The sequence below is a fragment of the Pseudomonas sp. WS 5146 genome (genome assembly GCF_012985495.1).
GTDB lineage: Bacteria > Pseudomonadota > Gammaproteobacteria > Pseudomonadales > Pseudomonadaceae > Aquipseudomonas > Aquipseudomonas edaphica.
Map to the genome: position 1 here is coordinate 91,268 of NZ_JAAQWL010000001.1, position 12,458 is coordinate 103,725.

Annotated in this window: 9 protein-coding genes and 1 tRNA gene; 2 read left to right on the forward strand and 8 right to left on the reverse strand. The window is 59.8% G+C overall.

What is annotated here, in order from left to right; translation table 11 throughout:
• Positions 1–29: 29 nt before the first annotated feature.
• The 3 genes from HBO41_RS00370 to HBO41_RS00380 form a co-directional block, all read right to left on the reverse strand.
• Positions 30–1,751, reverse strand: a complete 1,722-nt coding sequence (locus HBO41_RS00370; protein ID WP_169984774.1) for a ShlB/FhaC/HecB family hemolysin secretion/activation protein — start codon at positions 1,749–1,751, stop codon at positions 30–32.
• Between the two features lie 214 nt (positions 1,752–1,965).
• Positions 1,966–2,041: transfer RNA gene (locus HBO41_RS00375), tRNA-Asn, on the reverse strand.
• An 86-nt stretch (positions 2,042–2,127) separates the two neighbouring features.
• Positions 2,128–3,012 carry a LysR family transcriptional regulator gene (locus HBO41_RS00380; RefSeq protein WP_099548938.1) on the reverse strand — a complete coding sequence of 295 codons (885 nt, stop codon included), beginning with the start codon at positions 3,010–3,012 and terminating at the stop codon, positions 2,128–2,130.
• A gap of 101 nt (positions 3,013–3,113) precedes the next feature.
• Here HBO41_RS00380 and lldD point away from each other — a divergent pair, with 101 nt between their 5' ends.
• Together lldD and HBO41_RS00390 are read left to right on the forward strand one after the other, a co-directional pair.
• A complete protein-coding gene (gene lldD / locus HBO41_RS00385; RefSeq protein ID WP_017137790.1) occupies positions 3,114–4,256 on the forward strand; it encodes an FMN-dependent L-lactate dehydrogenase LldD in 1,143 nt (380 codons plus the stop codon).
• A gap of 282 nt (positions 4,257–4,538) precedes the next feature.
• Positions 4,539–5,465, forward strand: a complete 927-nt coding sequence (locus HBO41_RS00390) for a GGDEF domain-containing protein (RefSeq protein ID WP_017137791.1) — start codon at positions 4,539–4,541, stop codon at positions 5,463–5,465.
• Between the two features lie 21 nt (positions 5,466–5,486).
• Here the strand turns inward: HBO41_RS00390 and HBO41_RS00395 are convergent, their stop codons facing one another.
• From HBO41_RS00395 to HBO41_RS00415, 5 genes are all read right to left on the reverse strand, one after another.
• Positions 5,487–6,293 (reverse strand): TenA family transcriptional regulator, encoded by an 807-nt coding sequence (locus HBO41_RS00395; protein ID WP_017137792.1) that lies wholly within the window; start codon positions 6,291–6,293, stop codon positions 5,487–5,489.
• 45 nt (positions 6,294–6,338) lie between these two features.
• Entirely contained in the window at positions 6,339–8,813 is a 2,475-nt protein-coding gene (locus HBO41_RS00400; protein ID WP_099548937.1) for an EAL domain-containing protein, read from the reverse strand.
• Positions 8,814–8,878: 65 nt separating this feature from the next.
• Positions 8,879–10,681: an ABC transporter ATP-binding protein gene (locus tag HBO41_RS00405; RefSeq protein ID WP_017137794.1), complete on the reverse strand. Its 1,803-nt coding sequence runs from the start codon at positions 10,679–10,681 to the stop codon at positions 8,879–8,881.
• On the reverse strand, positions 10,671–11,309 hold the full coding sequence (locus tag HBO41_RS00410; protein ID WP_017137795.1) for a DsbA family protein: 639 nt from the start codon (positions 11,307–11,309) through the stop codon (positions 10,671–10,673). Before HBO41_RS00410 ends, HBO41_RS00405 begins: the two co-directional genes overlap by 11 nt.
• A gap of 3 nt (positions 11,310–11,312) precedes the next feature.
• Complete coding sequence (locus HBO41_RS00415; RefSeq protein WP_065931357.1) at positions 11,313–12,254, reverse strand: rhodanese-related sulfurtransferase; 942 nt, start codon at positions 12,252–12,254, stop codon at positions 11,313–11,315.
• Between the last annotated feature and the right edge of the window lie 204 nt (positions 12,255–12,458).

Genomic DNA, 12,458 nt, shown 5'->3' on the forward strand with positions numbered 1-12,458 from the left:
TGTCTCGATACCCGAAGGCGGTAAAAAAATTAAAGGAAAAAATCCATACGGAAATAGATCGGCGCTTCACGCTCTGTGATAGCGGCCGGTCGTTCCAAAGAGTGGGCAAAGGTCACGCTGGCGGCGACGTTTTTGCCACGGGCAAACAGCTCCACCGAGTTGCTGCTCATGCGCCCATGCTGCTCGGCGTTGTAACGGTCGCGGCTGATCACGCCCTGGTCATAACCGAGGCTGGTGCCGTATTCGCTGAACACCGGTTGCAGCCAGGCCCAGGTCACCGGGCGGCTCCAGCGCAGGTCGTTGCGCCAGTAGCCGCCGCTGTCGCCGGACAGCATCTGGTCCTTGTAGCCACGGATCGACGACTGCCCACCCAGGCTCATGCGCTGCGGGCTGAACAGCACATCTTCGCTGTGCTGGCCGGTCATCAAACTGCTGAAGCTCAAGGACTCGCCCCACAGCTTGAACGGGTACAGGTAGCTGACGGTGGCCGTGTATTTGCGGTAGCGCGCATCGGCCTGGCCGTTCCGGGGGTGGTGATTGGCCTGGGCGTCAAAGGCACCGATGCCGTCTTGCATGCCGAGGTCGATGTTGAGAAATGCACTGCCGATACGTCGGCCGTGGTTGATGCCGAACTGGGCTTCGCTGAGGCGGTTGCTGCTCAGCGCCAGCTTGCTGTCTTCAATGAAGTTGTTGGTGCTCAGGTAGGCGACGCCGGTGCTCAGGGAGGTTTTGCTCAAGGCGTCGCGGTGAACGACACGCTCCAGGCGCAACTGGTGGCTCTGGCTGTCGCCGGTCTGCTTGAACTTGAAGTTGTTGGCCTCGGCCCGAGAGCGGTATTCGCTTTCGGTGTAGCTGTAGGTGAGGTTCCACCAGCCGAAGGGCAAGCTGTAGTTGAGCATCGAATTGCGCGAGGTTTTCTGGTGATCGCTAACCGCATCGTGGCCGCCACGCAACGAAAGTTGGTCGGCCAGGCCCAGCGGGTTGTCCCAGTCGAGGCTGGCGCCCCACTGTTGTTCGCCGGTGCTGCGCTGGCCGCCGTTGTGCCGCGACAGGCCGACACGCCAGGGCTTTTGCGGGGTGTTTTTGACCAGTACATCACTGCCGCCCACGGCCTTGCCCGGCGCCAGTTCCATCTGCGCCTGGTTCGAGGGCAAACGGTTTAGCTGATCGACCATCTGCTCGATTTCACGCAGGTTGAGCAACTCGCCTTGTTTGCCGGGAAAGCTCATCGCCAGTTGACGGTCGGTGATGCCGCTGCTTTCGGCGCCTTTCAGGCTTTCGAGTTTGCCCTCGACTACCTGGATTTTGAGGTTGCCGCTGGAAAGGTCTTGCTGTGGCAGATAAGCGCGGCTAGTGACCAGGCCCTTGGCCAGGTAGCGGTCGGTGATGACCTTGAGCACTTCGTTGAGCTGCGGCACGCCGAGGCATTGGCCGATGTAAGGTTTGATCAGCGCGTTGCGCTCGTCTACGGACAGGGCGTCGGCGCCTGCGAGCTCGATGGTTTTGATCGGGAAGCAACGGGTGTCGGCAGGCGTCGCCGGAGCTGCAGGGGCGGCGGATTTACCGGGCAGATCCTTGAGTTCTTCGAGGCGCCGCTGCTGCTCTTCGAGCAGGCGGTCCTGACGGTCGCGGATCAGGTCGGTGATGCCGGGGGTGTTCTGCGGGGCGGCGGCGTGCGCTAATCCGGCGGTGCCCAGGCAGAAAAAAACGGACAGCAGGCAAAACCTGGTCCGGCGTTCCAAACGCCACATGTCTAGATCCCTCTACATAGCGTTGTGCTATCAATGGGCGGCGATTCTAGGATGGCACTTTGATGGCGTCAATAAAATGTACAAATTTGTTTCAAAAGTGAAACAAATCAGGCTCAGCTTGAAAATTATGTTTTTTTAAAATCATGCACTTAACAAAAATTTCAAAAAATCCAAGGCAAAAAAAAGCCTGCATCTCTGCAGGCTTTTCTCTATCTGGCTCCACGACCTGGACTCGAACCAGGGACCCAATGATTAACAGTCATTTGCTCTACCAACTGAGCTATCGCGGAATGCGCCGTATGTTACTGATTAAAAAGAAGAAGTCAAGCATTGAGGAGCATTTTGACGAATTCCTGCAAATTACGGCCGCAGCCCGCTACACCGGGCTGGCCATTTCCTTGGCCAGATCCAGCCACGCACGCGCCGCCGGTGGCAGGTGTGCGCTGGCCCGCCAGGCCAGGGCGATATGCCAGTCGGTGTGTGGTTCGTCCAACGCAATCAAGGCGATACCCGCGTGTTGATGTTTTAGCGCGAGCATGCGCGGCAGAAACGCAACGCCCAGCCCGGCTGAGACCAGGTCAACGATAAAGTCGATTTGCCCGCTGCGCGCGGTCACTCGGGGCGTGACGCCTTTGCGCTCACACGCGGCGAGGATCTTGGCGTTCAGGGCGAAGCCGGCTTCGAACAAGATGAACGGTGAATCGGCCAGGTCGGTGAAGTCGATGTGTTTGCGCTGGGCCAGTGGGTGGCTGATGGGCAATACCGCCATCAGCGGTTCATTGCGCACTGGCTGGTAGTCGAAGGCTTCGTCCACCGGCAACAGCAGTGCGGCAAGGTCGACCTCCCCTGCTTCCAGACATTCGCGCAGTTTTTTGCTGCCGTATTCGGTGAGTTCGATCTCGATCTCCGGGTAGCGGCTGCGGTATGCCGCGAACATAGCGGCAAACAGCACGCCGCAGCCCACCGGCGGCAGGCCGATGCGCAGCACGCCGCGCTTGAGGCCGCGCAGGTCGTTGATCTCGGCCACCAGGTCGTTGTGCTCGGCGAGGAGTACCAGGGCGCGGCGGTAGGCAATTTCGCCGGCGGCCGTCAGCTCGTTACGGTGGCCCAGGCGATTGAGCAGCGGCGTGCCGAGCTCGTCTTCGAGGGTCTTGACCGCCTTGCTCACGGTGGATTGAGTCAGGGCCACCACCTCAGCCGCCTGGGAGAAACCGCCCTGGCGCACCACTTCGACAAAGGCCCGCACGGTTCTCAGGTTCATCGGTATTCCTATAGCGACTGGGTATTAGTAATAAAAGTTGTTTTTATCATGCCAGCTTTTTGCTTATGGTGGTGCGACCCAGCTCTGTGGAGAACCCGTTCATGATCATCTCGTCCGCCGCCGACTACCGTGCAGCCGCCAAACGCAAGCTGCCGCGCTTTCTGTTCGATTACATCGACGGCGGCGCCTACGCCGAGCACACCCTGCGCGCCAACAGTTCGGACCTGGCCGAGATCAGCCTGCGCCAGCGCATCCTGCGCAATGTCGACAACCTGAGCCTCAAGACCACGCTGTTCGGCCAGGAGCTGGCCATGCCAGTGATTCTCAGCCCCGTGGGCCTGACCGGCATGTACGCGCGACGTGGTGAGGTGCAGGCGGCCAAGGCGGCGGCCAACAAGGGCATCCCGTTCTGCCTGTCGACGGTGTCGGTGTGCCCGATTGAAGAGGTGGCGTCGCAAAGCCCGCAGTCGATCTGGTTCCAGCTCTATGTGCTCAAGGACCGCGGCTTTATGCGCAATGCGCTGGAGCGCGCCCAGGCAGCGGGCGTGACCACGCTGGTATTCACCGTCGATATGCCCACACCCGGCGCGCGTTACCGTGATGCGCATTCGGGCATGTCCGGGCCGTATGCGGCGCAGCGCCGGATGCTGCAGGCGGTGTGCAAGCCGCAATGGGCCTTCGATGTGGGCCTGATGGGCCGCCCTCATGATCTGGGCAATATCTCCAAATACCTCGGCAAGCCCACCCACCTGGAAGACTACATCGGCTGGCTGGCGAATAATTTCGACCCATCGATCAGTTGGAAAGACCTGGAGTGGATCCGTGAGTTCTGGAAAGGCCCGATGATCATCAAGGGCATCCTTGACCCCCAGGATGCCAAGGACGCGGTGAGTTTCGGTGCCGACGGCATCGTGGTCTCCAACCACGGCGGGCGCCAACTGGATGGCGTGTTGTCGACCGCCAAAGCCTTGCCGCCGATTGCCGAGGCCGTGGGCGATGATCTCACGGTGCTGGTGGACTCCGGCATTCGCTCCGGACTCGACGTAGTACGCATGCTCGCCCTGGGCGCCAAGGGTTGCCTGCTGGGACGTTCGACCGTGTATGCGCTGGCCGCCGCCGGCCAGTCCGGGGTGGAAAACCTGCTGGATATCTTCGCCAAGGAGATGCGCGTGGCCATGACCTTGACCGGCGTCACCTCGATTGACCAGATTGACCACTCCACCTTGGTTCAAACAGCCAAATAACTGACGTCACTGCACAACGACTGTGTTGAGTTTTTTAAAACAGTCGTTGATTTATAAGGCGTTTTTGTAAGTTAAACAAAGTGGCATGAATCTCGCTCTAACCCCTTTCAAGCAGGTTAAGCGATGACAAGACGTGTGGCAGGGCCCAGGGGTTATAACCCATGGCAAAGCGGTTTAAACTGTTTCCAATGTTTTACGGAACTGAAGGAACAGTAAGACGCTTGGCATTTGCCGCTCTCGTGCAGCCTGTAAGACAGTTAAGTGCTTAGAGGCCGTCAGCTTATGAAATCACCGACCCAGACCAACGCAATTGACTTCGACAGTGCCAAATTGCAACGCCTGGGGTTTGGTCAGCCGTCCCTGCTTCCACGTCGCCCCACCACACTTGCGCAACTTCGTCAGCAACTGAACCAGCAGTTGCAAACCAGCCTTGAGCCGGAGCGCATTCTGGCGCTGTTCTTTCGCGAAGTTCAGCGGCTGGTGCCGTTGGACGCGCTGCAATATCGCCATGAGGCCAGCGACTTGCGCCTGGAGTTTGGCCATCGCGGGCATCACTCGGTGAGCTACACCTTGAGCCATGAAGGCGAGCATCTGGGCGAGTTGATATTCCGGCGCAACCAGCGTTTGCTGGACGACGAGTTGGCGCAACTTGAGTCACTGCTGTCGACGTTGCTGTACCCGATGCGTAACGCCCTGCTCTACCGCGCCGCCACCCGCAGCGCCCTGCGTGACCCGCTGACCGAAACCGGCAACCGCATTGCGATGGACCAGACGCTGCAACGGGAAATCGACATGGCCCGGCGGCACCTGAGCCCGCTGTCTTTGTTGATGCTGGACATTGACCATTTCAAGAAAATCAACGACACCCACGGCCATGCAGCGGGCGACATCGTATTGCGCGCTGTCGCCGACTCGATCAAAAGCCAGTTGCGCAATGTGGACATGGTGTTTCGCTTTGGCGGGGAAGAGTTTCTGATCCTGCTGTCGAACACCGGCCGGGACGCGGCAGGTATGGTCGGCGAACGCCTGCGTCGGGCGGCAGAGGCTCAGGACTATTGGGCCGATGGCAAGCGAATTGAACTGACGGTGAGCCTGGGTTGCTCGACCCTGTTGGCCGCCGAGTCGGCAGAAAGCCTGTTGCGGCGGGCCGATAACGCCCTGTACGTGGCCAAGCGCGAAGGCCGCAACCGCTTGGCAATGGCGGGGTAAAACCCCGCCATCACGCTTACATCACGCCTCGCTGGCGGCGCGAACCTGACGTTCACGAACAACTGCTGGCGCCTTTGCTTTTTCGTTCTCCAACCGCATGCAACTTTCCAAAAACAGGTACATGTAGTCGTAGCTCTTGCACACCGCCTGACGCAGTTCTACCTGCAAGGCTTTGCTCGGGTTCATCCCGGCCAGGGTGCAGATGATTTCCAGGGCTTCCCAAGGATGGGCATCGTCGTATTGCGCGTGCATCTTCAACCACTTCATGGCGCGTTTACGGTCTTCTTCAGGGAAGGCGGCCGCATACACGCCGGTCGAACACACCACGGCAGACCACTCCCCAGTCGCCCCCTCAATCGCGTAGTTGGTCGCGGCAATCGCCACGATCAACGAATCGGCCGAGCTGGTGTGCCAGCACCAGTGACTCAGTGCGTGCAACTCCGGTGGTACGTTCTGCGCTTGCAACTCTTCCAGGCTTACACCGTGGGCGCGCGCCCAGTGCACCCAATAGTCGGCGTGGTTGAGTTCCACGCGAATATTGCGCATCAGCCACCGGCGCGCCATATCCTCCCCAGGATGACGGGCAAACTTGGTCTTGGTGAGGTTCTGTGCCATGTACAAGGCAAACTGTTCAACCACTGGCCAGCCACCGATCAGGTAGTGGCGCATGGTCTTGGCGCTGAGCGTGTTATCACGCATGCGCTGGTACAGTTCGTGTTCGACAACCCGGCGCTTGCTCTCGCTACAGTCCTGGATCAGTTGTTGCGCCCAGGCTGGGTAACTCGAGGCTTCCATAAGCGGGCCGGTTCGGTTGAAGGTGTCGATCACTGTAGGGCTCCTTTTCTAGTGTGATTGTACAGACCGTCGAATGCTTCAGCGGAATGTGCCGGGCGCCTTTAGCAACAGTGGCTGCGGCCGCACGGGTCGGCACTGCAGACTATCAAAGGTAAACAATTGCGGACGTTCGATCAGGTAGCCCTGAGCATAATCCACACCGATCTCAAGTAAAGCTTGCTCGATCAGCGGTGTTTCAACAAATTCGGCAATTGTGCGCTTACCCATGACGTGGCCGATGTGGTTGATCACTTCGACCATGGCACGGTTAATCGGGTCGTCCAGCATATCCTTTACGAAACTCCCGTCGATCTTCAGGAAGTCTACAGGTAAATGTTTAAGATAAGCGAACGAGGACATTCCGGCACAAAAGTCATCAAGTGAAAAATGGCAACCTAAGGCCTTGAGTTCATTAATAAAGCGGATTGCACTGCCCAAATTGGCAATAGCGCTGGTCTCTGTTATTTCAAAACAAATCATTTCCGGCGGAATGCTGTAAGCCTCGAATTTCTCACGTAAAAACCCGAGAAAATCATCATCGCCAATAGTTATGCCTGACAGATTAATCGCACACATAGCCATAGGACGGCCTGCACGCTCTTGCATACAACGGGCGATAATCTTAAAGACGTTTTCCACGACCCAACGATCCAGCGAAGTCATCAAACCGTAACGTTCTGCAGCCGGAATAAAACTGTCCGGCAAGATGATCCGACCCGCCTCGTCGTGCAGGCGCAGGAGTATCTCAATATGACCATTACCACCATCGGTATGGCCCAACGGCGAGATTTCCTGGGCGTAGAGGCAAAAACGATCTTCCTCCAGGGCCATGTGCAGGCGTTGTACCCAGGCCATTTCGCCAAAACGCATGGACAATTCCGAATCATCGGCATGGTAGACCTGCACCCGGTTACGGCCCTTTTCCTTGGCCATATAACAGGCCATATCAGCGGCGCGCAGCGAAGTTTCCAGGGTGGTCGGCGATTGCGAGATATGCACCAGACCAATGCTCACGGTGGTCATGAACGGCCGGCCCTTCCACACAAAATGCAGGCTTTGCACGGTATGGCGCAGGCTTTCAGCGATCTTTTCCGCCACCGCTGCCGGGCAGTTCTCCAACAGGATGCCGAATTCGTCGCCGCCCAGGCGCGCCAGGGTGTCGCCTTCGCGCAGGTCCGATTGCAGCAACGCACAGATATGCCGCAGCAGCTCATCGCCCGCCGCATGCCCGCAAGTGTCGTTGACCAGCTTGAACTGGTCGAGGTCGAGGAACATCAAGGCATGCCGCCCGCTTTGCTGGCGCGCTACCTGTTGCAGCACCTGCTCCAGCCGGAACTCGAATTCGCGGCGGTTGGCCAGGCCAGTCAAGGCATCGTGGGTCGCCTGCCACGACAGGTTGGCGATGTACTGGCGCTCCTGGGTCATGTCGTGCAACACCAGCACCGCGCCGCTGACCTTGCCGGCGTTGCGGATCGGGGCACCTACCAGGGTGACTGACACCGTGCTGCCGTCCACGCGCTGGATCAGCTTGGAATGCTCGCTGCCACCGCTGAGTTCACCCTTGATAATGTGTTCAATCAGGGCGAAGCCATCGGGCTCGGCGTTCTCATCAAGCAGGTTGAACAACGCCGCCAGCGGCAACCCTTGGGCCTGCGCGTTCTTCCAATGGGTCAGCGCCTCGGCCGCCGGGTTCATGTAGGCAATGGCGCCGTCGACATCCGTGGTGATCACGCCGTCGCCAATCGACTCCAGGGTGATCTGCGCCCGCTCCTTCTCGGCTTGCAACGCGGTGGCGAAGGCGTGGCGCTGGGTCAGCAGTTTGTGGGTACGCAGCAGTGCCAGCACGATCAACCCCAGGGCGGTGGCCAGGTTGGTGATCAGCAACAGGCGCAGGATCATCCGCGAACCTTCGCCCAAGGCATCGCTGAAGGCCTTGGCGGCTGGCGTCACGCCGTCGTTGATGGCGATGATGCGCGTCTTCCAGCCAGCAATGTCGCCAGGGCTGACCTGATCACTGCGGATCGCCCGGTGCATCGCCTGGGCCAGGTCATCCAGTTGCACCAGGTAACCATCGCCCACGGTCCACAGCTCGATGGCTTTTTCCAGGTAGCTGAAATGGCGAAAATTGAGGTACAGCCAGATCAGATTGGACACGTCATCGGGGTGGTTGCCGCCCTTGAGGATGCCCAGGCGCGCGGCCGCAAGGTCGGGCGTGGGACGGTCCAGCGCGACGCGCAGCTCATGGCCGCCCTGGGGCACCGCGATGGCTTGCCGGTATTTGAGGAACGTCGCTTCGTCGCGGTTATCGGCGTAAAGGCTCAGATAGTAGATGGCGTCTTTCTGGCCCTTGGACCACAAGCTCTCGCCTGCTACATAGCCGCGCACCGCTGACAGCATGTAGAGGCTGACGCAGCCCAGCAATGCCTGGAACAGCACGACGGCGATAAAGGGCCAGACAATGCCCAACAACCGAGGCTTGCTTAACGTCGCTGCGAGAGTACGCTTTTGCTTCATGAGATCCCTTGCACATGCACTGCTTGATACGCACGCGAGAATCCGCTCTCGATAGCTCAGCCAAATCAACGCACTTGTTGCAGATGCCCGTAGAGCTTGGCGTATAACCCTCCATCGGCAATCAACTGCTGATGGTCGCCATCTTCGGCGATATGCCCGCCATCAAACACCAGTACCCGGTCGGCCTGTTTCACCGCAGAAAGCCTGTGGGCGATGATCAGTGTAGTACGCCCACTGAGAAACCGCGCCAGCGCCTGGTGCAGGTTGTACTCGGTGGCTGCGTCCAGGGCCGAGGTGGCCTCGTCCAGTATTACCACTTTGGGCTCGGCCAGCACCATGCGTGCAATCGCCAGGCGTTGGCGTTGCCCACCGGAAAAACGCACCCCCGAGCGCCCCACCACACTGTCCAGGCCCAAGGGCAGTGCCTTGACGGTAGCATCCAACTGGGCGATTTCCAGTGCCTGCCAACAGGCTTGGTCACTGCGGGCGCGGCCCATGGTCAAGTTGGCGCGCACGGTGTCGTTGAACAGCGCCGGGTGTTGCAGCACCACTGCGACGTTTTCGCGGATGGTCGCCAGGCCGATTTCCTGCTGGGTAGCACCGCCGAAACGGATACTGCCGGCTTGTGGGGTATAGAGCCCCAACAGCAGTTGCACCAGGGTACTTTTGCCGCCGCCGCTGGCGCCGACAATCGCGACCTTCTCGCCGGGTGCGATAGCCAGGTTCAACTGGTTGAGTACCAACTCTTCGCCATAGCCGAAGTTGAGGCCGCGCACCTCGATGCCGACGGTCTCACGCCCGGTGAACGGGTCTTCGCCGCCGGCATATTGCGGCTCGTCGGCCCGCGCCAGCAGCTCGTTGATCCGCGTCAGCGCACCACCCGCCGCGTAGTAGGCATATTGCAGGTTCAGCAGCTGCTCCACCGGGCCGATCATGAACCACAGGTAGCTGAACACTGCGAGCATCTGGCCGATGGACAGGTCGGAAAACAACACCGTGAGCATCGCCGCCGCACGGAAGATGTCGATGCCGAACTGGAACAACAAGCCACTGGCGCGGCTGGAGGCATCGGTTTTCCATTGCGAATGGATCGCGTAGTCGCGCACTTCCTTGGCGCGCTGGCCCAGGCGCCCGAGGAAAAAGCCTTGGCGATTGCCGGCGCGCACTTCCTGGATGGCGTCGAGGGTTTCGGTCAGCGCCTGGGTGAAGCGCGAAGTGCTGTCGTTCTCGAGCTTCTTCAGGTGTTTGACGCGTTTGCCCAACTGCACCGTAGCGTAGATCACCAAGGGGTTGAACAACAGGATCAACAGTGCCAGTTGCCAATGCATCCACACCAGAATCGCCGAGGTGCCGACCAGCGTGAGCATGGCCACCAGGAAGCGGCTGAGAGTCTCGCCGACAAACTTGTCCAGGGTGTCCAGGTCGGTGACCAGATGCGTGGTCACCGTGCCACTGCCCAGGCTTTCGTATTCGCCCAGGGAAATCCGCTTAAGCCGTTCGATCAGGCGCACGCGGATGCGGTACACAATGTCCTTGGCCAGCCGCGCAAACAACCGCGCCTGCACCACGTTAAACACCAGCGCACCGCAGCGCAGGCATAAGGTCACCAACAGCATCAGGCCGATATAACCGGCGGCCTTCTGCCAACCCAGTGGCAACGCGTGGTTCATCACCTTGAGCGCAGCATCGCCGTGGCCCAGCAGCACTTCGTCCACCAGCAACGGCAACAGCAAAGGGATGGGCACGCTGCACAGGGTCGCCAGCACGGCAACGCCATTGGCGATCCACAGGGATTTCTTGTGACGCAGGGCCAGGCGGCGAACTTCCGCCCAAGTCAGTCGGTCGGTGCGTTTGGGCTCATCCTGCACAGGTGGCACGCTCCAGCCATCGGGCCAGCAAGGGCGACAGCTCGGATAACGGCTGATAACCGTTGGTCAGCAACGCCAGCTGGCCATTACGCTCGGCCAGCAGCGTCGGGAAACCGGCGATGCCCAAGTCCTGCACCCAGGTAAAGTCAGCCGCCGTCGCCGCATGTTGCTCGGCGCGGTCGAAGGCGCCGGCAAACTCGATGCGCGGAATGCCCGCCTGCTCGGCCAGCTCCACCAGCACGCTGGCGAGGGTCACATCGCGGCCCTCGACATAAAACGCACGCTGGATCAGCCCCAGCAGTGTCCAGGCGCAATCGGGCGCCAGGCTGCGCGCGGTGACGATGGCGCGGCACGCAGGCTCGGTGTCATAGACAAACCCGTCGGGCAACGCGCCTTCGCGCTTGAACGGCTGGCCGGTGGCGTCGGTAACGGCCTGCCAGTGCTCAAGGATATAGCGCCGCGTAGTCGGCTCGAGTGCCGCGCCGCTGCCGGTGCGCAAACCGCCCACCACCAGGTGCACATCCACGCCGGCCACCTGGGCCTGCTCAACCAGCGCCTGCGCCACCGGGGCAAAGCCCCAGCACCAGGAACACATCGGGTCCATCACATAGAGCAGGCGCGCGGGCATGGGTCAGGCCTCGGAAGGGGTTTGCTTGTAGTTGAAGCCAATCGGGTGCGGCATGTTGCGGGCCTTGGCCAGTTCGATCTGCTTTTGCCGGTCGATGGCGCTGCGACGGGTCTTCTCCGGCAGCTTATCCCAGCAATGCGGGCAACTGATGCCAGCCACATAATGCTCGGACGCGCGGTCTTCTACGCTGACCGGTGTGCGACAGGCATGACATTGATCGTAGTCGCCTTCGCTCAGGTCGTGACGCACGGTCACGCGATTGTCGAACACAAAGCAGTCGCCCTGCCATTTGGTTTCTGCCTGCGGCACCTCTTCGAGGTACTTCAGAATCCCGCCTTTAAGGTGGTAAACCTCGTCGAAACCTTCGCTGAGCATGTAGCTGGAAGCCTTCTCGCAACGAATGCCGCCGGTGCAGAACATCGCGACTTTCTTGTGCTTGGCCGGGTCGAAGTTGGCTTTGATATAGTCAGGAAATTCGCGAAAACTGGTGGTTTTCGGGTCGATTGCGCCTTCAAAGGTGCCGATCGACACTTCGTAGTCGTTGCGCGTGTCGATCAACAGCACTTCAGGGTCGCTGATCAACGCGTTCCAGTCCTGCGGGTCGACGTAGGTGCCGACCTTTTTGTTCGGGTCAACGCCTTCGACGCCCAGGGTCACGATCTCTTTTTTGAGCTTGACCTTGGTGCGGTAGAACGGCTGATCGTCGCAGTACGACTCTTTGTGGTCGATGTCGTCCATGCGTGGGTCGTTCTTGAGCCAGGCCATAAGACCATCAATGCCTTCACGGCTGCCGGAAACGGTGCCGTTGATGCCTTCTTCGGCGATCAGCAAGGTGCCTTTGATACCGTTATCGACCATTGCCTGCAGCAGTGGCTCGCGCAGGGCGACGTAATCTTCGAGGGTGACGAACTTATACAGTGCCGCCACGACAATCGGTTGAGTCATGGGTGTTCTCTCCAGGTGGCTACCCTCGTAAGGGGTGAACCGGATGCAAAAAAAACGCGCCGGCTAAGCGGCGCGTTGCGGATTCTAACAAAATTGGCGACGTTTATGGGCCGCCTCTTTACTGTGGCGAGGGAGCTTGCTCCCGCTGGGCTGCGAAGCGGCCCCGATAAGGCGATTGTGACCTTTCACAAAGATCGCAGTGAT